The sequence below is a fragment of the Aminivibrio pyruvatiphilus genome (assembly GCF_004366815.1).
In the GTDB taxonomy this organism is placed as follows: Bacteria; Synergistota; Synergistia; order Synergistales; family Aminobacteriaceae; genus Aminivibrio; species Aminivibrio pyruvatiphilus.
Map to the genome: position 1 here is coordinate 1 of NZ_SORI01000012.1, position 19,699 is coordinate 19,699.

A 19,699-nucleotide genomic window follows, 5' to 3' on the forward strand; every position below is an offset into this window, starting at 1 on the left:
GCGAAGGATGTTATGCCGCTTTCACCGCTCTTCAGTTCGATATGGATTTTCTTCGCCTTTTCCGTCATAATGAACGCACCTCTCTGGTGAAGGGTCGTGTCGTCGCAAACACTACCTTAACACTGTTCTCCGAACAGTCCAGAGAGGTTTTTTATTTTTCAGGGTGCGGATTTAGGATGTCACTTCGGGGTGACATAGCCGGGCAAAAAACGATATAATGCCGAAAATCAGCGAAGCATTCCTGAAGAAAGAAAGCGATCCTTACCGCCAATTCCCGGTTCTTTCCGGGGAGCATGACTTTTTTCCCGCCGTGCTCGCCGGCAAAACCGACGACGGAGGTTTTTTCGCCCTTGAGGATGAAAGTTCGACGTATCGACGGAGAGAGATTCCGGAACGCCTTCCTGGCGGGAACCGCCGCTCTTGAGCGGCGGAGGGAGCATCTCAACAGGATCAACGTTTTTCCGGTCCCGGACGGGGATACGGGAGACAATATGGTGTTCACCTGCAGGTCCATCGCGGAGCATACGCATCCCTCCAGGTCACTCGCCGAGACGGCGGCCTCCATGGCGGAGGCCGCATTTTCCGGGGCCCGGGGCAATTCGGGGATCATCTTCTGCCAGTTCATCCACGGACTCGCCAGGGCGTTCGAGCCCTATCCGAGGGCGGACGCGCCAGTGTTCGCCGAGAGCCTCCTCGCGGCGGTTCCCTTCGCGGAGGAAGCCCTGCACAGGCCCGTCGAGGGAACCATCCTGACGGTCATGAGGGACTGGGCCCACGCCGTCCGGCGGATCAGCGAAAAGGAAAGGGATTTCGCCGTTCTGCTTCCCCTGTCGCTGGAAGCGGCCAGACGTTCCCTGAGCGAGACTCCGGAAAAAATGGAGCTGCTGGCCCGGGAGCATGTGGTGGATGCGGGCGCCCAGGGGTTCGTGGACTTCCTCGAGGGTGTGGCTGACTTTGTGGAGAAGGGAAATCCGAGGCAGTTCCCGGGAAGCTCCGCTTCGGCCGTTCCCCCCCGGGACGGGGAGCACGTCCACGAGGATGAAATGCCCTCCTTCCGCTACTGCACGGAGGCAGTCCTCCACGGGGAGGGGATTTCCCGCCCGGAGCTCATCGACATTCTCTCCCGGCACGGTGACTCGGTGGTGGCCGGAGGCGGCGGGGGGAAGTTCAGGGTTCATGTCCACACAGACCACCCCGCCGGGGTGATGGGCCGCCTCTCGCGAATGGGGAGACTGAGCTTCCAGAAGGTGGACGACATGCGGAGGCAGGTGGAGGCGCGGAATCACCCCCTGTCGTCCGTGGCGCTGCTGACCGATTCCTGCTGCGACCTGCCCCAGGAGTTCCTGGACAGGTACCAGGTACACACCGTCCCCCTCACCATATCTTCCGGGGGGTGCGAATACCTGGACAGGCTGACCCTGAAGCCCGCGGAGATCTATTCGGACCTCAGGGAGACGAAAAGAACGTTCAGCACATCCCAGCCCGCCTTCGGCGAATTCGTGAAGCGGTACTCCTTTCTGAAATCCTGCTATGACAGCGTCATTTCCATTCATCTCTCGTCCGCCCTCAGCGGAACCTGGAGCGTGAGCCGGAAGGCCGCCGACCACGTGGGCGGCGAGGGAATCCATGTTCTTGACAGCAAAAATCTGTCCGGCGCCCTCGGCCTCCTGGTGCTGAAGGCCGCCGAAGCAGCCGCTGCAGGGAAGAGTGCCGGGGAGATACTGGAGATCGTCGGTCAGGCCATTCCCCGGACGAGGATCTTCGCGGGGCTGAACTCCCTCCGCTACCTTGTGCGGGGAGGACGGGCGGGGGCCATGGCGGGCTTCGTGGGGACCATGCTGAATCTCTTCCCCATGATCACCGTGGACCCGGAAGGGAAGGCGTCCGGCTTCGGCAGGCCCGGCAGCGAGCGGGCCAACCGGAGGAAGATGCTGGACGAGTTCAAAAGGCTGACCGGCAGCCATGGTTTGTGGAAATACGCGGTTCTCCACGCCGAAGCCCCCGGCGCGGCGGAAGAGCTGGCGGCCGCCCTGGAAGAAGCCTGCGGCAGGGCTCCTGAATACACCATGGAGATCTCGCCGGTGATCGGAATCAATACGGGACCGGGGTCGGCCGGGTTCGCCGTGATCCTGGAAAACTGAAGACTGAATGGGCAGTGAACGGTTCGTGAAGGCGGCCGGCGGCTGCAGGAACTGCGGAACATTTCCGGAAGGGGTGGAAGGCTTGAAGCATCTCGTACGCATCGCATCCATCGCGCTTTTATTATCCTTCGCGGCAGGATCGGCGGCCTTCGGGGCCGGGTTTGCCCTCTACGACTTCAGCGCCAGGGGGAACGCCCTCGGCGGGGCTCTGGTGGGACGGGCGGACGATCCCTCGGCTCTCGCCCTGAACCCGGCCGGCATCACCCAGATCCCCGGGAGCGCCTTTCTGACCTCCGCCGCCTTTCTCCTTCCCTACGGAAAGATTTCCCCCCTAGGAGGAGCGGGCACGGACCAGAACGACCGGACCTTCATCCTGCCGGCCATGTACTATACGAGGCAGATGAACGACAGTCTCTGGTTCGGCGTCGCCGTGATGCCCCGCTTCGGTCTCGGGACCGATTTCCCCGAGGACTGGTTCGGCAGGTACAACAGCTACCGTGCGATGATCGAATCTGTTTCGGTCAACCCGAACATCGCATGGAAGGTCAATGAGTCCCTCTCCCTTTCCCTGGGCGCGGAGGCCCTGTGGCTCGAGGCCGACCTGGGAAAGAAGATCGATCCGACCAGGGGCGCCGCACCGAACCCTGCCACGGATATAGACTTCCGGCTCAAGGGGGACGACATCGCCTTCGGCTGGAACGTGGGACTCCACTACAGGATGGACGAAGCGACGAGGATCGGGCTCCATTACCGGAGCAGGGTGAAGCTCGCCCTTTCGGGCACCGCGACCGCAAAAGGGTTCATGGGGTCCGACTCCACGGGGGGCAGCGTGGACCTCACCCTGCCGGAGATGTTCATGTTCGGTGTCAGCAGGCAGTTCACCCCGAAGCTCAACGTGGAGGCCGGGGCCATCTATACCGGGTGGGACAGCTATGAGTCCCTGATCATCAACTTCGACAAGCCCCTCCTGGGGATACTGCCCACCAGGTCCTTCACTCCGAAGAACTGGGGCAGCGTCTGGCGGTACCAGATCGGTTTCGAATACAAACATTCCCCCGAGTGGACCTGGAGGCTGGGCTACACCTACGACCAGGAGCCCATGCCCCTCTCGACGCTGGACTACCAGGTACCCACGGGAGACCGGCAGCTTCTGTCCATCGGCTTCGGCTACTCCAAGGACAACTGGGCCCTGGATTTCGCCTACACGTACCTGATCGCCGGCGACAGACATTTCGAAGAGCGGTCCTCGGAGGGAATCCGCAATTCCCGCTCCCATGACATGGGCGCCGATATTTTTGTGATCAGCTTCAGCATGAGGCTCTAACAGATTCCGGGGGAATACGGGGGCGGAGAAAAAAATCGAAAGCGGACCCTGAAAAGGGTCCGCTTTTTTTCCGGCAGGATATCTGTCCGTCAGACCTTCGGAACGTGCAGGTCCGGCGCTCCCTGGGGCGAAACACGCACCCCCGGCTCGTTGAGGGCGACGTGCTCGATGGCCCATTCAGCCCACTTGACCTTTTTCTCCATGAGGCGCATGTGCTCCTCGTCGGAGTTGAAGGGGTTGTAGTAGCCTGCGGTCGGCGCCGGCTCGAACTTGAAGTAGCAGGGCGCGTAGACCTTCGCGACTTCCGGGGCGTCGTACATGCGGTTCGATCCGCCGTAGGAGTCGAAGGTCCAGATATAGAAGTCGATGGGGATGTCCGTCACCGACCGGATGGCGGCCATCTGGGGCAGGGTGAGGTCCGCCACGGGGTTGAAGGAGCTTGCGCCGAGCTGCTGGGCCAGAAGGGCTCCCGCGGGGGAGGATACTCCCGCCCAGACGGACAGCTTGATGACGATGTCCTTCGGGAAGTTCCCCTGCTCCTGCATTTTGCCCACGAGGGCCAGAACGCCCCGGTCAACGAGCATGAAGCCCCGGAAACCGATCTCGTACATTCTCAGCATGTCGGCGATTACCTTGCGGATTTCGTCCGATCCGCGATGATTCAGCCCCCCGCAGCGCTGGCCGTCGGGGGTGACGAACTGCCGCCCGATGTCCCACGCGTTCCTCGGTCCGGGGATGGCAATGACTTCCATCTTTTCCTCGGCGGCCATCTGGGCGAAGTCCTTCAGTTCCGCGTCGTCGTAGAGGGTTCCTCCCTGGCAGAAAGAGACCAGCCGGTGAATGGGGACGTTGCGCTTTCTCCGCTCCCTGATCAGGGCCTCGAGGACCTTCGGCCCCTCCACGCCCGACATTTCGATGCGATAGTGGCATCCGTCGGGGAAACTCTTTCCGCTCGCGGGCCGGTCGTAAAGGTCCCGTCCGGGAATTCCCGCCTGTTCCATCATTTTTGACACTGCATCAAGCGTTACTGCCATGTTCATTCCTCCTGTCGTTTTTTCTCCGGGACCGGCTGCCTGCCCGGAAGGTCGTGTTCATGGTTCCGTCCGCTGTACCCCAGTTCCCCGCTTATGTTTACCGCTGCGTCCAGAAGGGCGGGGACGATGGTTCTTTCGGCCTCCTCCATGTCGGGATGGCGGAAGGCCGGAAAGGAAACGCTGATGCCCGCTCCGACCTTTCCCGAGGCAAGGAAGACCGGGGCCGCAAGGCAGGAAAGCCCCGGGTGGGACTCCTGCAGATCCCGGGCGAAGCGGTCCGACCGGATCGCTTCAAGTTCCGCCAGGAGAATGCTCAGCGATTGTACCGTCCGTTCCGTGTACTGCACGAAGGATGTGCCGGAGAAGAGTTTTTCCACGGTTTCCGCGGGCAGAAAGGCGAGAATGGCCTTCCCGAGAGCCGAGCAGTAGGCGGGCATCCTCCGGCCCACCGGAAGGTTTACCTGGATCATTTCGTTGCACTGGATCCTTTCCACGTACACGATGTCGGTTCCATCAAGACAGCCGAGATTCACCGCCTCGCCCACCCTTTCGGACAGGGAGCGCAGCACGGGCCGTGCCCGCTCCCGGATCAGCTGCATATCCGGAGCCGTACCCCCCAGAAGGGAGAACTTCGGGGTATTGGAGTATTTGCTGTTCAGGGGGTTCTGCCGCACATAGCCCATTTCCCTCAGGGTCGCGAGAATCCTGTAGGCCGTACTCTTGTCGATGCCGAGCCGGCCGTCGATCTCTGTAACCCCGAGTTCCCCCTCTTCGGCAAGCATCTCGGCGATCCGGAACGCCCGGATGACGGACTGGAGCAGCTGACGCGGATTTTCTTTCCTTCTCACGACGGAGCCCCTCCCATTTTCTTCCCCGTCCGGCCGTCCGGAAGAAAGAAGACGGCCAGCGGCGCGATCGTCGCTCCCAGGGCCAGGCTCAGGAAGGCCGTTCCCCATCCGGAGCCGTTTCCTGCCTCCACAAGCCGCCCGAAAACGACAGGTGAAATCACAGTGCACAGGAAGCCGGCCGCCGACTGGATGCCCAGGGCGGTTCCCCGCATCCCGGGCGCCGTGAGATCGGCAAGACCCGCCTTGTACACCGCTGAATCCGCCACCGACCAGAAGCCGATCCACGCTGCCGGAAACAGAACGAGGAGGAGCGGCATTCCCTCAAGAAAGCCGAAAAAGAATTCTCCGATGACGCTCGCCGTCCCGGCGATCAGGATTGCCCGGCGCCGTCCCGCCCGGTCGGAGAGTTTTCCCACGGCGACCACCGCGACGCTTCCGAAAAGAATGATGCCGGAGGCGGCAATCCCCGAGAAAGCCGAAGCTCCTTCCATGGTCCACCCCCGTGAGAAGGCGCATGCGGCGAGAAAAGGTCCGATCCATCCCCAGAAGGCGTACAGTTCCCACATATGGCCGCAGTATGCGACGGTCAGCAGAATGGGAGCTTTCAGGCCGCCCGGAAACATGGCCCGGAGGCGAAAGGGTTCTTTCGGAACTGCTGCCGGGGCCGGTTCCCCTGAGGAAGCAGGCCTTTCCTCAACACATCGCCAAAGAAGGACGGCTGCCGCGAAAACCGGCAGGGAGATCGCCGTGATGCCCCAGCGCCACGAAAACATCGAGGCAAGGGGGGCGGCGATGCCGTATCCGCCGGCATACGAGGCGGTGAGGGCTGCAGTGTAGGCCCCGAGGGCCATGCCGCGCCTGCGGGGCGGATACCACGAAGAGAGGAGCGACATGCCGGGAGCATATATGGCCCCTGCGGAGAGGCCGGTCAGCAGGCGAAAGACGAGGATGCTCAGAAAGCCCCGGGAAAAGAGCGCGAATAGAAGGGAAAAAATGCCTGTCACAAGGGTGGCGCCCACGAGCACGGGTTTGTTTCCTATCCTGTCGGCAAGCATGCCGCTCGCGATGACCGTGAGGACATACCCCAGCTGGAAAACTGCGAGAATGAGCCCCATATCGGATGTAGTCAGGCCGAACTCCTGGCACATCGGCGATGATACGGCCGAAAAACCGTACCAGGGCATGTATCCCAAAAAGATTGACACCACCATGACGACAAGCAGCCGATCTTCCGATTTCATTCCGAAATCCTCGTTTTGACTGTCAAAATATTGTTTTGCGTGAATGGCAACAGAGTATATCTTTCGCGTGTCCCTGTCAAGCGCGGCGGTGTTTTTCCGCAGCCTGGTCCCTTGACAATATACCCATGTTGAGGATAATAAAAAGCCATGCTCCAAGATATTTGAGTTTTCTAGAAACACGGAATTAATCTTGAGGGAGGTGCTTTAATGAGGAACAGAAACCTTGGTGCATTGTTCGTGGTCGCAGCATTTGTCGCAAGCGTTTTCGCAGTCGGTTTTATTTCACCCGCCCTTGCCGCGGATGGAAAGGTGTTCCAGTGGAAATTCCAGAGCCATCATACCCCCGGTTCTCTTGCAGTCGAATCCGTAATCAAGCCGTTTATCGAAAGAGTGGAAAAAATGTCGGGCGGCAGGCTGAAAATGAGCCTGCACTATGCGGGAGAGCTTGTTGATTACGCGGAAGTGGACAAGGCCCTCCAGGCGAACATGATCCAGATCTCCAACACAAGTTCCCTGTTCTTCAGGGGTGCCATCCCCATGGGATGGATCACGGCTCCCAATATGCCTCCTTTCGTTACCAGGACCAACGACGAGTTCAACGAACTGTTCCATCACAGGGGAATCGACCAGCTTGTGGGAGAAGCCCTTGCCGAGCGGGGCATCAAGTACCTCGGATGCCACAGCGTGGGCAACACCTACTTCTGGAGCAAGAAGCCCATCAATTCCCTGGAAGATCTCAAGGGGTTCAAAGTCCGTTTCTTCGGCTCCATGTCCGACTTTGTGGAGCACTTCGGCGCTTCCCCCGTCATGCTTCCCCATCCGGAGACCTACATGGCCATCGCCATGGGCACTCTTGACGGCAGCGGCACCGCATGGTGGCTGTACCGCGACCTGAAGCTCTACGAGGTCTGCAAGTACTTCGTCGGTCCCGCCTTCCAGGTACCCCAGGGTATGGAACTCTGGGCTTCACAGAAAGCATGGAATGAACTGCCTGCGGATCTGCAGGCCATTGTCGAGGCGGCGGCCGAAGTTTTCAACAAGGATTACATGGACGCCGTGACCATGCAGGAAAAGGAAATGTTCAACAAGTCCTTCAAGGAGTGGGGAACCACCTACACCGAGTTCAGCCCTGAAGAAGTGGTCAGGATTACCCAGGAATTCAGCATTCCCTATCTTGACAAGATCGCCGAAGAGCAGGGAAAGAAGGATCCGAGGGTCATCAAGGCCGTCGAGATAATCAAGCAGTTCATGAAGGACTACGGATACATAAAATAAGAGTTCATCCGCAAGGGTACCCCCTTCTTTTCTCCGGGAGGGGGTATTTCTTTTACGCCGTCCGCGGCGGAATCTTTCGATGGGGTGAGGCGATTGCAGTTTTTAAGAGGTTTCGTTCGATGCGTTGATGCCGCGATTGACTTTATCGGCAAGACCACGAGCTTTCTTATTTATCCGACCATGCTCGTGCTGGTGTACGAGGTTGTCATGCGCTATTATTTTACCCGCCCTACCATCTGGGCTCACGAGACGTCCTGCATGCTCTACGGCGCGCACTTTGTGATCGGCGGTGCCTACGCCCTGCAGAGGGGGGCCTTCGTCAACGTGGAGGTTCTCTATATCCGCCTTTCCAAACGGGGAAGGGCCGTTCTCGACCTTATTACCTGGACCATGTTCTACGTCTTTGTGGGAACATTGCTCTGGAAGAGCATTCCCTGGGCATGGGAAAGCTTTACAGTGCGCGAATTTTCCGACAGCACGTGGGGGCCATACGTTTGGCCGATCAAGATGGCCATACCCTTTGCCTCCCTTCTCATGCTTCTCCAGGGGATGACCAAGACCATCAAGGACGCGTACCTGGCCGTGACCGGGCGGGACTTTGTCGTCGCGGCGGATGCTGAAACCGCTGCCGGAAACTGAGGTGATGTTATGAGTATCGAGCTCATTTCGATTCTGCTCTTCGGCAGCATGCTCCTTCTCCTGGTCTCGGGCCTTCCCGTCGCCTTCGTCCTCGGAGGGCTGGCTGTGGTGTTCACCGGAGTGTTCTGGGGCCCTGAATCGCTGTTCATCATTCTGGCCAGGACCTTTTCCATGATGTCCAGCACGACCCTCGTGGCGGCGCCCCTTTTCGTCCTTATGGCGGTGGTTCTTGAGCGTTCCGGCGTGGCGGAAGACCTCTACGAGATGATGTACCGCTGGTCAGGGGGCGTCAAGGGCGGGCTGGCGGTGGGCACGGTTCTTGTCTGCACCCTGATAGCCGCCATGTCCGGCATTGCCTCCACCGGAGTCGTCATGATGGGCGTCATGGCTCTGCCCGAGATGCTGAAGAGAGGATACGACAAGAGGATCGCCACCGGCTGCATTCTGGCCGGAGGGGTTTTGGGGCCCCTCATTCCTCCCAGCATAGCCCTGGTGCTGTACGGCACCATGGCCCAGGTATCCATCGGCGGGCTCTTCGCCGGCGGAATGGCCGCGGGCCTGGTCTGTTCACTGCTGATCGTAGGCTACATTCTCATCAGGTGCTATATCAATCCGAAAATGGGACCGGCCATTCCCGTGGAAGAGAGGGCCGACTGGGACGCGAAAATAGCCTCGCTCAAGGGAGTCATCCTTCCCCTTCTCCTTATCACGGCCGTTCTTGGATCCATCTACAGCGGCATCGCCACGCCCACGGAGGCCGCGGCGGTGGGGGCCCTGGGCGCTTTCGTCTGCAGCGCCATTCACAGGCGGCTGACCTGGGACCTGATCAAGAGCGTGGCCTACACCACCATCCAGGTCCAGGGCTTCATGATGTGGATACTCTTTGCCGCCCAGGGATTCGCTGCCGTCTACATGGGGCTGGGAGCTTCCAGGATGGTGGTCAACCTTGTCCGGGAGTACCAGGTGGGCTGGTGGACCATGCTGATCGGCATACAGGTTGTCTGGTTCCTCCTCGGGTGCGTGATCGACGCGTGGAGCATCCTCATGATAACCCTTCCCATCATTCTTCCCCTCATGCCGCTGTATGGATTCGATCCCCTGTGGCTGGGGGTTCTGTACGCGGTGAACACCCAGACGGGGTATCTGACGCCTCCCTTCGGTACCATGCTGTTTATGATGAAGGGTATTGCCCCGAAGGAGGTCACCATGTCGGACATTTACCGCTCCATTGTTCCCTTTGTTACAACCCAGCTTTTCTGCCTGGTACTGTGCATCCTGTTCCCCAGGATCGTAACCTGGCTTCCGGATCTGCTGTTCAAATAACCGGTCAGACGGAAAGGCGGGGCGAACAGCCCCGCCTTTTTTTATTTCCCCATGGGCGTGTACAATAAAGCCGGCGGCCGGGAGTTCCTTCCATGGCCGCACCAAGAGGACGGGAGGGGTTTATATGAGTAGAAAGATAAGCATGCGGTGTTTCTGTGCGTTCCTGTTCCTGACGGGCTTTCTTGTCTTTTTTTCTGTGCGGGCCGAGGCCCTGGCGGGGCTGTCGGTGCCCCAGTCTCCCATGTTCCACGCGGCTTCCCTCCCGGACGTTCCCCTTGTTCCGGCGGAACGGCGGAAGGAGCTCCTCCATGAGATGAGGGAACGCTTTTTCTCCCCCTGGGCACAGACGGAGCCGAGGAAGGCGAAAGAAACCCTGGAATGGGTTTTCGACCGCTACGGAAAGGGCGGCATTTTCGGCGAGAACCTCCAGCCCAGGCCTTTCTCGTGGGCGGAGGAACAGCGGAAGGCATCCAGGATCGGGGCGGCAGGGGAGCTGAACCGGCTCGCCGCCTCCGTGCGGCCCTCCTCCCTGAGGCTCATGCCCACCGACGAACCCGTCTTCCTGTCCCCCGACCTTCCGGGAGAGGGATATCCCTTCGATTATCTCCAGAACAGCCTCGTTCACCCCGGTGAGCCCCTTTTCGTCTCCCACCTGTCGGAGGACGGCCTCTGGGCGTGGTGCGACACGTCCTATGCCTCGGGGTGGATGAAACTCCACGATCTGGCCTTCGCCGACAGAGCGGCGGCGGAGCGATGGATGGGCTTCCCCCTCGCCGCCGTGGTTTCCGAGAACACAGTGTTCCGCCGCGAGGGGACGGCCCTCTTCCGGGCGAAGGTGGGAACCCTCCTGCCCCTGGTTCGGAAGGGCATTGCCGGACACCTGGTGGCCGTTCCCTTCCGCGACAGGGACGGGAACCTCGGGGTGAGCCAGGCTGCCGTTTCTGCCGATGATGTGGAGCCCGTGCCGCTGCCCCTGACGCCATGGAGGCTGGCCTCCGCGGCGGAGGAGTTTACGGGTGAACTCTACGGCTGGGGCGGGTTTCTGGGCAACCGGGACTGCAGCGCCATGACCCGGGACCTGCTGCTGCCCTTCGGCATCTGGCTTCCCCGCAACTCTGCGGCCCAGGCCGGAACGGGTGAAGTGATCCCCCTGGACGGTCTTTCCCCCGCTGAAAAGAAGGCCCTCATCGCCGGAAAGGGCGTTCCCTTCCTGACGCTCCTCGGAATGCCGGGGCACGTCATGCTCTACATCGGCACGTACAGGGGAGAGCCCCTTGTCCTGCACAACATGTGGGGCATACGGACCGAACGGAACGGAAAGGAAGGCCGGCACGTGGTGGGGAAAAACGTTATCTCTACCCTCGACCTGGGATCGGACCTGTCCGACCATCTGCCCGGACGGCTTCTCGCGGACCGGCTGAACAGGATGGCCCTTCCTGCCTCAAGAGGGACTATGCCGGATTGAGGAAAATGGTTACGGTGAGCTCTTCAGGAGGCATGGGCCGAAGGCGTATGGGTTCCCGAAGGAACCGCTGCCCGGGGGGGCGGTGTTTCGAAAAAAACTGATTCCGGGAAAATGGCAGAATCAGCCTGGATGTCCTAAAGAAGCTGTTCGAGAGTCTCCCGGGAAAGGTCGCAGTCTTTGAGGATTTTCGCCAGCAGACCGTGTCCTATGGTTTCACCGGCATGAACAGGGACAACGGTGCAGCGGCCGTCATTGTGCCGCAGAAAATAATGGCTGCCCCTGATACGGACAACGTTGAATCCTGCTTTTGCCAGGGCGGTCACCAGTATTTTTCCGGTGAGGGCAGGCAGCGGCGTCATACCGGAACGCTGACCTGCTGAACCCCGATGAAGTCAAGAAATTCCGGATCGTCGCCCTCCACTTCAAGGCACAGCTCGATTGCCTCCTTTATGCGGACTGAAAGCTCATCAAGCGATTTTGCCTGGGTATGGCATCCCCGCAGGGAAGGTACCGAAGCGACGTAATAACCGTCCCGGTCCTGCTCGATGATCACACTGAATTGCCTGGTCATGGAATGTCACCTCCCCGAATGTGCAAGAGAATTCTATCATGATCACGCCGCGCATCCAAGAGAGGGAAGGCGGAAGCGATGTCCTAAATCCGCAGCTTCTCCTGGCAGAGGGAGTGTCGCCGGGCACAGCGTCCGGGCCGAGAAACCGACATGGATGTCGGTTTCAGGTGCAGTTGTCAAGGATGACAATCTGCACCGGCGGCCCAAGCGAGCACCGGTGACGCTCCCCGCTGCCTGCGGATTTAGGGATGCCTTCCGGTAACAAGGGATGCCTTCCGGTATTGCGCTCCGCAAGCCTTTCCGCTACACTTCACCATGGAAAAGAACGGGGGGATGAACCTGTGAATGTTTCGGAATATCTCGCTGTTGCCAGGGGTGACCGCCCCGCGGACCTGGTGCTCCGGGGAGCCCGGGTGGCCAACGTCTTCACCCTGGAGTACGAAGAAGCGGACGTGGCCCTTTTCGGGGGACGGATTGCCGGGGTCGGCAAGGGCTACGAAGGCGTCAGGGAAGAAGACCTGTCGGGAATGGTCATCGTTCCCGGCTTCATCGACGGCCACTGCCACATCGAGAGCACCATGCTCACCCCCGCCGCCTTTTCGGAACTCGCCGCGGTCCGTGGCACCACTGCGGCTGCCCCCGATCCCCACGAGATCGCCAACACCTGCGGCATGGCGGGAGTGGAGTACATGTGGAGGGAGAGCCTCAACTGCCCGGTGGATCTCTTCTTCACGGCACCGTCCTGCGTTCCCGCTTCATCCTTCGAGACGCCCTTCGAGGAGCTCGACGCGGGGGCGGTGGCCGAGATGTTCGCCAGAGGGTGGTGCGATTCCCTCGGCGAAGTGATGAACTATCCCGGTGTGACCGGCGGTGACCCCGCCCTCTGGGCGAAACTCTACGCTTCGGGAACGCGGGCCAAGTCCGGCCATGCTCCCGGCCTGACGGGGAAGGATCTGTGCGCCTATCTCCTCAGCGGGTGCGATTCCGATCACGAGAGCTTCAGCGCCGAAGAGGGGCTGGACAAGCTCCGCCGGGGCATGATGCTCATGATCCGGGAAGGGGCCACGGAGCACAACCTGGAGGAGCTGGCCTGCCTGGTGCGGGGAAACGAGGCCCGCTCGAGCCGGTGCATGATGGTGAGCGACGACCTCTCCGCCCGCTATCTCCGCGACCGGGGGCACATGGACGAGAAGATCCGCCTCGCCGTGAAGTCCGGCATTTCGCCCCTGGCGGCCCTTCGTATGGTGACCCTCACCCCGGCGGAATACTTCGGTTGGAAAGACAGGGGAGCGGTGGCGCCGGGAAGGATCGCCGACCTTGCAGCGGTGGACTCCCTGGAGAACTGCTCCGTGAAAAGAGTATGGAAGCGGGGAAGGCTCGTTGCCCGGGACGGAAGGCTCCTCTGCGGCCCTGTCCCGAGGGTGGAGGCGCCTGCTTCCGCCCGGGGGAACATCTCCGTCCCCGAAAAAGAAGCTTTTGAAGTTTTTGTTCCCGGTGGAGCGAAGATCCGGGTGGTGGGACTCCGTCCCGGGCAGGTGGTGACGGACCACCTGGTGATGGATCCCCCTGTCTCAGACGGGCTGGCGGCCGCCGACCCCTCCAGGGACATCTGCTGGCTGGCCGTCCTGGAGAAGAACCGCGGCACCGGACGCCTTGCCCTGGGCTTCGTCCACGGCCTGGGGCTGAAAGAAGGGGCCATAGGGTCCTCCGTGGCCCACGACGCCCACAATTTTGTGGCCGCCGGAACGGACATCCTTTCCCTGAGAACGGCCCTCGGATTTTTGGCCTCCGAGGGAGGCGGTATTGTGGCGATCCGGGGCGGGGAAGTCCTTGGCTCCCTCGGCCTTCCGGTGGGAGGCCTCATGAATCCGGGAAGCGCCGATGAGGTCATAAAGGGCCTGGAGGCGGCGGAAGAGGCGGCCCGGTCCCTCGGCACCACCGTGGACCATCCCTTCATGGCCATGAGCTTCCTCTCCCTGTCGGTGATCCCCGAACTCAAGCTCACCGACCAGGGGTACGTGGATCTGGGCAGGGGAGGCATCCAGTCACTCTTTACGGAATGAATTCATTCTCAATAGAAGGGGAGGAGTTGCAATGGCTTCATTGCTTGAAAACCGCTTTCATCTGAAGGAGGCGGGAACGGACGTCCGCACGGAGGTCCTGGCAGGAATCACCACGTTCATGACCATGGCGTACATCATCTTCGTAAACCCCGGAATTCTGCAGAACGCCGGCATGCCTTTCGGTGCCCTCATGACGGCCACGTGTCTGGCGAGCGCCCTGGCCACGTTCCTCATGGCCTTCATGGCCAACTACCCCATCGCCCTCGCGCCGGGCATGGGGCTCAACGCGTTCTTCGCCTTCGGCGTGGTCCTCGGCATGGGGATCTCCTGGCAGGTGGCCCTGGCCGCCATCTTCATCGAGGGTATCCTCTTCATCCTTCTCACCCTCACGAAAGTCCGGGAGAGCATCGTCAACGGCATTCCCAAGTCGCTGAAGATAGGAATCTCCACGGGAATCGGCCTGTTCATCGCCTTCATAGGCCTCCAGAGCGCCGGAATCATCGTGAAGAATGACGCGGTCCTCGTCGGCCTCGGGAACATGAAGTCCGTGGAGGTCCTTCTCGCCTTCGCCGGATTCTTCATCATGGTGACCCTGGAAGTCCGGAAGGTGAGAGGGTCCATCCTCTGGGGCATCCTCGCCGTCACGGCACTCGCCGTGGCTCTCGGCGTGACGAAAATGCCCGACGGCGTTCTCTCCATGCCTCCTTCCGTTCTGCCCATCTTCGGGAAGATGGACTTCTCGGGGCTGGCCAACCCCAACTTCTGGATTGTCATGTTCTCTTTCTTCTTCGTTGACTTCTTCGACACGGTGGGAACCCTCGTGGGCGTCACAAACCGGGCCGGCATGCTCGACTCCGAGGGCAGGCTGCCAAGGGCGAGCCGGGCCCTCATGGCGGACGCCATCGGAACCACGGCGGGAGCCGTGCTCGGAACCTCCACGGTGACCTCCTACGTGGAAAGCGCCAGCGGCGTGGAGCAGGGAGGCCGGACGGGCCTCACGGCCTTCGTCACGGGAATTCTCTTCCTGCTGGCCCTTTTCTTCTCCCCCATCGTCTCCATCGTGCCCGCCTGTGCCACGGCTCCCGCGCTGGTCCTCGTGGGCATCTTCATGATGGCGAGCCTCAAGGACCTGGACTTCACAGACTGGACGAACTTCGTCCCCGCGTGCGTGGCCCTCTTCGTCATGCCCTTCACCTACAGCATCGCCCACGGCATCGAGTTCGGCATCATCTCTTTCGCCGTGCTCAAGATCCTCGGCGGCAAAGCGAAGGAAGTCAGCCCCATCATGCTCGGCCTGGCGGTTCTCTTTATCGCCAAGGAAATCTTTTTCTAGCGGCCGGTTTTTTCAACCGTAAAAAAACAGGGCCTTCCGGATTGTCCGGGAGGTCCTGTTTTTTATTACCGCCCCTGTCCTCCGCGAAACCTCCGGCGCCTCGGGCAGTGCCCCGGCCGTCCGAAGGGTCCCTGGTCCGCCGGGGAGGCGTTCTCGTCCTTCAGCTCTTCCCGGCATTTTCCGCACAGGCCGGCGATGGCGAGGGACTGGGGCAGCAGCTCCAAACCCGCATCCGCAAGCCACTGTTCCAGGGTTTCCTGTTTTTGTGCCTCTTCTCCCAGGGGAACGAGGGACCCGCAGTGGCGGCAGAAGGCGGAGATATGGAGCTTCTGTTCCGGCATTTCGAGCCGGAATTCCCCCTCGTTCAGGTAGATGACGTTCACCACGCCCATCTCGGCGAGAAGGTTGATGGTCCTGTAGACCGTGGCGATGCCGATGGAGGGGTCGAGGTCCCGGGTTTTTCCCCAGATGTCCTGCACCGTGGAAGGCACGCCGAGGTTTTCGGCGATTACCCGGAAGAGCACCTCCCGCTGGGCAGTGAGCCGGAGGCCCCTGCCTTTCAGTTTTTCAAGAAAGCCGGTCACGGCGCTTTCATGCTGCTGTTCGTCCATAGAATCTCCTCCTGCAGGGGAATCATGCTAAAATCCGCCGGCAGCGGGGAGCGTCACCGGTGCTCGCTTGGGCCGCCGGTGCAGATTGTCGTCCATGACAACTGCACCTGAAACCGACATCCCTGTCGGTTTCCCGGCCCGGGCGCTGTGCCCGGCGATACTCCCTCTGCCTGAAAAAAAGCGGATTTGGGTCATGGTTTTCCTCTTGACATAATGGCACAAAGGGGTCTATTATGCAACTGATAATCAGTATCATTAAAGGAGGAATGAACAATGCCTGCACGGAACGGAACGGGACCCCTCGGAATGGGGCCCATGACAGGTTGGGGAAGAGGATGGTGCGGCGGCGGCAGAGGTATGGGCCGCGGCTTTGCCGGATACGGCAGGTTCGGCATGGGACGGGGGTTCGGCGGCGTATGGGCGGCCCCGGTCACGCCGGAGATGGAGGAGCAGGCTCTCCGGCAGGAGATGGAAATGCTCAGATCCAGGATGGATGAGCTGCAGGCGCGGCTCGGAAAGGACAGGGGAGAATGACGAAGGCGGCCATCGCTCTGGACGGGAATATCATTTCGGAACACTTCGGGAAAGTCCGGGAGTTTCTTTTCGTGACCTTTGAGGATGGGAAAGAGCTTTCCAGGGAGGTCATCCCGGCACCTTCGGCCGATCACGCCCCTGGCGTTTTCCCCAACTGGGTGAAATCCATGGGGGCGGACGTCGTTATGGCCGGAGGAATGGGCGTCAAGGCAAAGCAGTTTTTTCAGGCCCTTGGAGTCCGGGTTCTCACGGTACCTTCCATGGATGCCGAAGAAGGTGTGAAGGCCCTTCTTGCCGGAGCGGTACGGACCGTGGAGACCGACTGCGGTCACGGAGCGGACCAGGACTGCAGCCACGAATCCGGTCACGACTGCGGAAAATGAAAATAGCGGTGGCCAGCGGCAAGGGAGGCACGGGAAAGACAAGCATCTCGGCCTCCCTTGTGCTTGCGAGGCCTCGGGTACTGGCGATCGATCTTGACGTGGAGGAGCCGAACCTTTCCATTCTGCTCGGCTGCGCTGAAACTGAAGCCCTGTCCGTTACGATGCCGTCGGCGAAAATCGACGGGAGCGCATGCATTTCTTGCGGCACATGTGCGAAGGCCTGCGTTTACGGGGCCATCGCCTGGCTGGGCGGGGGGATTCCCGTCATCAACGGATCCCTGTGCCGGGGGTGCGGGCTCTGTTCCAGGGTATGCCCCCCGGGGGCGATTTTCGAGGAGGAACAGGCGGTCGGCGAGGTCAGGTCAGGAAAGTGCGGCGGCATTTCTTTCCTTGAGGGAAGACTCCGGGTCGGAAGCGTCAATACGGTGCACGTCATCGGGGAAACAGTCAAAAAGGCGGAAACGCTTGGGGCTTCCGACTGGGTGATGGACTGTCCTCCCGGCACTGCCTGCCCCGTGGCGGCGTCCCTCCGCCATGCCGACATGGCCCTGCTGGTGACGGAGCCCACACCCTTCGGACGGTCCGACCTGGAGGGCATGCTTGAACTGACGGCGGACATGAGAATTCCTTCCGCTCTCGTGATCAACAAGACGGGCATCGGCAACGTCCCGCTCGAAGACCTGTGCAGACGGTTCGGCACGGAGATCCTCGCACGCTTCCCGTTCTCCCGCTCCGCGGCGGAATGCGGGGCCCGGGGGGAATCGCCCTTCAAAACCGATGCCGGATGGGCTGAAACCACACGGTCGCTCTGGTCGGAGATCGAAAGGAGATTCTCATGAGCATCCGGGAGGTTGTCTTAATCAGCGGCAAGGGCGGAACCGGAAAGACCACCCTGACGGCCTCTCTCGCAGCCGTCGCGGAAGAGCGAAAAATCCTTGCGGACGCCGATGTGGACGCGCCGAACCTGGCCCTTCTGCTGCATCCCGCAGAGACGCACCGTGAGCCCTTTTCGGGCATGTCCATAGCTGACGCGGACCGGGAACGGTGCAGCGGATGCGGGATCTGCGAATCGGCCTGCAGGTATGACGCGATCCATGTCCGGGACGGAAAGGCCGTCGTCGACGAAGGCTTCTGCGAGGGGTGCAGGGTGTGCCTTTTCGTGTGCCCCGAGCAGTGCATTTCCCAAAAAAAGATCGAGCGGGGAACCATACGCCGGGGAGAAACCGCCCTGGGGCCCCTGTGGCATGCCCGGCTGAATCCCGGCGGAGAGAACACCGGCCTGATGGTGGCCCTTCTGCGGAAGGAAGCCCGGAAGGAAGCGAAAAGAATCGGGGCGACGCTCATAATCACCGACGGGCCTCCGGGCATCGGCTGCCCGGTAACCTCGTCGGTAACGGGGGCCGATTTCGCTGTGATCGTTTCCGAGCCCTCCCGGTCCGCCCTGTCGGATCTCCGTCGGGCTGCGGAATTGTGCGGTATACTGGCGGTGCCTTTCGGTATCGTGATCAACCGGTGGAACCTCTCGGAGGAACTCACGGAAACCCTGAAGAAAACGTGCGGGGAGCAAGGATGGCCCCTTCTCGGCACGGTTCCTTTCGACGAAAGAATCGCAGAGGCCGTAGGCGCAGGCCGCATACCCGTCCCCGAGATGGGGGACGCACTGCCGGCACTGTGGGGTTCAATACGAAAAACAGGGAGGCTGGGACAATGATCCGGATCGCAGTCGCGGCATCGGGAAAAGAGGAAACATCCCAGGTGGCGGACAGGTTTGCCCGCGCACCCTTTTTCATCATAGCGGACGAAGAAGGAAACATCCTGGAGGCTTTTGAAAACGACGCCGGGGCAGAGCAGCACGGAGCGGCGTCCAAAGCCCTTATGACCCTGTCGCAGAAACAGGTTTCCGTTCTGCTGGCTCCCAGGATGGGACCGAACGCCCTCGGTTTTCTGCAGCAGGCGAATATGGAGGCATTCTGTGCCGATGGAATGACGGTCAGGCAGGCCCTGGACGGATACAAAAACTCATCCCTTGAAAAAATAGCCAAATAGAAGGAGCGGACATCATTCATGACTCTACCGCCGAAAAGCGACAAAAAGCAGATCAAAAAAATCTACGCCGTGGGCAGCGGAAAGGGCGGCGTGGGCAAGAGCTCCGTCACGTCCCTTCTCGCCGTGGCAGCAGCCCGTCAGGGGAAAAAAGTGGGCATCATGGATGCCGACATCACCGGGCCGTCCATTCCCACCTTCTTCGGGCTCAGAACCTTTCCTTTCGGGAACGCCGAGGGGATCGAGCCGCCGAAGACGAAGCTCGGAATCAGGGTCATCTCCATGAACCTCCTGCTGGACGACCCGGCGAAGCCCGTGGTCTGGAGAGGGCCCCTGCTCGGCAACGCCGTGACCCAGTTCTTCACTGAAGTGAAGTGGGAGGATCTCGACGTGCTCTTCATCGACCTCCCCCCGGGAACAGGCGACGCCGTGCTCACGGTGATGCAGACCATTCCCCTCGACGGCTTCCTCCTGGTGACCTCCCCCCAGGAGATTGCCTCCCTGGTGGTGCGGAAGGCGGCGAAGATGGCGGAAATGCTCTCCGTCCCCCTCGCGGGCGTGGTGGAGAACATGAGCGCCTTTGTCTGCCCCGACTGCGGAAAGCGGGTGGAGCTCTTCGGCAAAAGCCATTCTCCGGCCCTCCTGGAACACCTCGGCGCTTCCTTCTGGGGGAGCCTCCCCCTTGACCCCGCACTGGCGGAGATGGCCGACAGCGGCACTATCGAGAACTATGGCAACGAAGAAGTCTTCTCGGTTCTGACCAAAGGGTTGCAGGAAAAGATGTAGCCGGATTCGACTTCATGGGCGCCCCTCTCCGGAGGGGCGTTTTTTATTGGCTTCCTCAATCTGCGATTGCCGGTGAGGTTCCCCG

General features: G+C 60.9%; 20 protein-coding genes. 14 read left to right on the forward strand and 6 right to left on the reverse strand.

Annotated features, from left to right (window positions below; translation table 11 throughout):
* Positions 1-356 precede the first annotated feature (356 nt).
* On the forward strand, positions 357-2,141 hold the full coding sequence (locus tag C8D99_RS09420; protein WP_208321142.1) for a DegV family protein: 1,785 nt from the start codon (positions 357-359) through the stop codon (positions 2,139-2,141).
* Between the two features lie 82 nt (positions 2,142-2,223).
* Positions 2,224-3,465: an OmpP1/FadL family transporter gene (locus C8D99_RS09425; protein ID WP_166670113.1), complete on the forward strand. Its 1,242-nt coding sequence runs from the start codon at positions 2,224-2,226 to the stop codon at positions 3,463-3,465.
* Between the two features lie 89 nt (positions 3,466-3,554).
* Here the strand turns inward: C8D99_RS09425 and C8D99_RS09430 are convergent, their stop codons facing one another.
* Genes C8D99_RS09430 through C8D99_RS09440 form a run of 3 tightly spaced genes read right to left on the reverse strand, consistent with a single transcriptional unit; the run spans position 3,555 to position 6,588 of the window.
* Positions 3,555-4,499: a hypothetical protein gene (locus tag C8D99_RS09430; protein WP_133957891.1), complete on the reverse strand. Its 945-nt coding sequence runs from the start codon at positions 4,497-4,499 to the stop codon at positions 3,555-3,557.
* A 2-nt stretch (positions 4,500-4,501) separates the two neighbouring features.
* Complete coding sequence (locus tag C8D99_RS09435; RefSeq protein WP_166670114.1) at positions 4,502-5,347, reverse strand: IclR family transcriptional regulator; 846 nt, start codon at positions 5,345-5,347, stop codon at positions 4,502-4,504.
* Complete coding sequence (locus C8D99_RS09440) at positions 5,344-6,588, reverse strand: MFS transporter (protein WP_133957893.1); 1,245 nt, start codon at positions 6,586-6,588, stop codon at positions 5,344-5,346. The genes C8D99_RS09435 and C8D99_RS09440 overlap by 4 nt, the downstream gene beginning before the upstream one ends.
* 207 nt (positions 6,589-6,795) lie before the next feature.
* Between C8D99_RS09440 and C8D99_RS09445 the strand changes: the two genes are divergently transcribed.
* The 4 genes from C8D99_RS09445 (at position 6,796) to C8D99_RS09460 (ending at position 11,290) form a co-directional block, all read left to right on the forward strand.
* Entirely contained in the window at positions 6,796-7,863 is a 1,068-nt protein-coding gene (locus tag C8D99_RS09445) for a TRAP transporter substrate-binding protein (protein WP_133957894.1), read from the forward strand.
* 93 nt (positions 7,864-7,956) lie between these two features.
* Positions 7,957-8,502, forward strand: coding sequence for a TRAP transporter small permease subunit (locus tag C8D99_RS09450; protein WP_133957895.1), 546 nt, complete (start codon positions 7,957-7,959; stop codon positions 8,500-8,502).
* 9 nt (positions 8,503-8,511) lie between these two features.
* On the forward strand, positions 8,512-9,825 hold the full coding sequence (locus C8D99_RS09455) for a TRAP transporter large permease (RefSeq protein ID WP_133957896.1): 1,314 nt from the start codon (positions 8,512-8,514) through the stop codon (positions 9,823-9,825).
* Between the two features lie 124 nt (positions 9,826-9,949).
* A complete protein-coding gene (locus tag C8D99_RS09460; RefSeq protein ID WP_133957897.1) occupies positions 9,950-11,290 on the forward strand; it encodes an SH3 domain-containing protein in 1,341 nt (446 codons plus the stop codon).
* A gap of 134 nt (positions 11,291-11,424) precedes the next feature.
* On the opposite strand, the gene C8D99_RS09465 is transcribed toward C8D99_RS09460, so the two are convergent.
* Complete coding sequence (locus C8D99_RS09465) at positions 11,425-11,649, reverse strand: type II toxin-antitoxin system HicA family toxin (protein ID WP_133957898.1); 225 nt, start codon at positions 11,647-11,649, stop codon at positions 11,425-11,427.
* A complete protein-coding gene (locus C8D99_RS09470) occupies positions 11,646-11,861 on the reverse strand; it encodes a type II toxin-antitoxin system HicB family antitoxin (RefSeq protein ID WP_133957899.1) in 216 nt (71 codons plus the stop codon). Before C8D99_RS09470 ends, C8D99_RS09465 begins: the two co-directional genes overlap by 4 nt.
* A 341-nt stretch (positions 11,862-12,202) precedes the next feature.
* Between C8D99_RS09470 and C8D99_RS09475 the strand changes: the two genes are divergently transcribed.
* A complete protein-coding gene (locus C8D99_RS09475; protein WP_133957900.1) occupies positions 12,203-13,924 on the forward strand; it encodes an adenine deaminase in 1,722 nt (573 codons plus the stop codon).
* A gap of 31 nt (positions 13,925-13,955) precedes the next feature.
* On the forward strand, positions 13,956-15,257 hold the full coding sequence (locus C8D99_RS09480; RefSeq protein ID WP_133957901.1) for an NCS2 family permease: 1,302 nt from the start codon (positions 13,956-13,958) through the stop codon (positions 15,255-15,257).
* A gap of 65 nt (positions 15,258-15,322) precedes the next feature.
* Here C8D99_RS09480 and C8D99_RS09485 read toward each other — a convergent pair whose 3' ends face one another.
* On the reverse strand, positions 15,323-15,868 hold the full coding sequence (locus C8D99_RS09485; RefSeq protein ID WP_133957902.1) for a Fur family transcriptional regulator: 546 nt from the start codon (positions 15,866-15,868) through the stop codon (positions 15,323-15,325).
* Positions 15,869-16,141: 273 nt separating this feature from the next.
* On the opposite strand from C8D99_RS09485, the gene C8D99_RS09490 reads away from it, so the two are divergent.
* The 6 genes from C8D99_RS09490 to C8D99_RS09515 are packed head-to-tail and all read left to right on the forward strand — an operon-like array spanning position 16,142 to position 19,614.
* Positions 16,142-16,402 carry a DUF5320 domain-containing protein gene (locus tag C8D99_RS09490; protein ID WP_133957903.1) on the forward strand — a complete coding sequence of 87 codons (261 nt, stop codon included), beginning with the start codon at positions 16,142-16,144 and terminating at the stop codon, positions 16,400-16,402.
* On the forward strand, positions 16,399-16,785 hold the full coding sequence (locus C8D99_RS09495; protein WP_133957904.1) for a NifB/NifX family molybdenum-iron cluster-binding protein: 387 nt from the start codon (positions 16,399-16,401) through the stop codon (positions 16,783-16,785). Before C8D99_RS09490 ends, C8D99_RS09495 begins: the two co-directional genes overlap by 4 nt.
* On the forward strand, positions 16,782-17,624 hold the full coding sequence (locus C8D99_RS09500) for a nucleotide-binding protein (RefSeq protein WP_133957905.1): 843 nt from the start codon (positions 16,782-16,784) through the stop codon (positions 17,622-17,624). Before C8D99_RS09495 ends, C8D99_RS09500 begins: the two co-directional genes overlap by 4 nt.
* The gene (locus tag C8D99_RS09505; protein ID WP_133957906.1) at positions 17,621-18,496 is read left to right on the forward strand and encodes an ATP-binding protein; all 876 of its coding nucleotides are present in this window, start codon (positions 17,621-17,623) and stop codon (positions 18,494-18,496) included. The genes C8D99_RS09500 and C8D99_RS09505 overlap by 4 nt, the downstream gene beginning before the upstream one ends.
* The gene (locus tag C8D99_RS09510) at positions 18,493-18,831 is read left to right on the forward strand and encodes a NifB/NifX family molybdenum-iron cluster-binding protein (protein ID WP_133957907.1); all 339 of its coding nucleotides are present in this window, start codon (positions 18,493-18,495) and stop codon (positions 18,829-18,831) included. The genes C8D99_RS09505 and C8D99_RS09510 overlap by 4 nt, the downstream gene beginning before the upstream one ends.
* Positions 18,832-18,849: 18 nt before the next feature.
* Complete coding sequence (locus tag C8D99_RS09515) at positions 18,850-19,614, forward strand: Mrp/NBP35 family ATP-binding protein (RefSeq protein WP_133957908.1); 765 nt, start codon at positions 18,850-18,852, stop codon at positions 19,612-19,614.
* Positions 19,615-19,699: the final 85 nt, after the last annotated feature.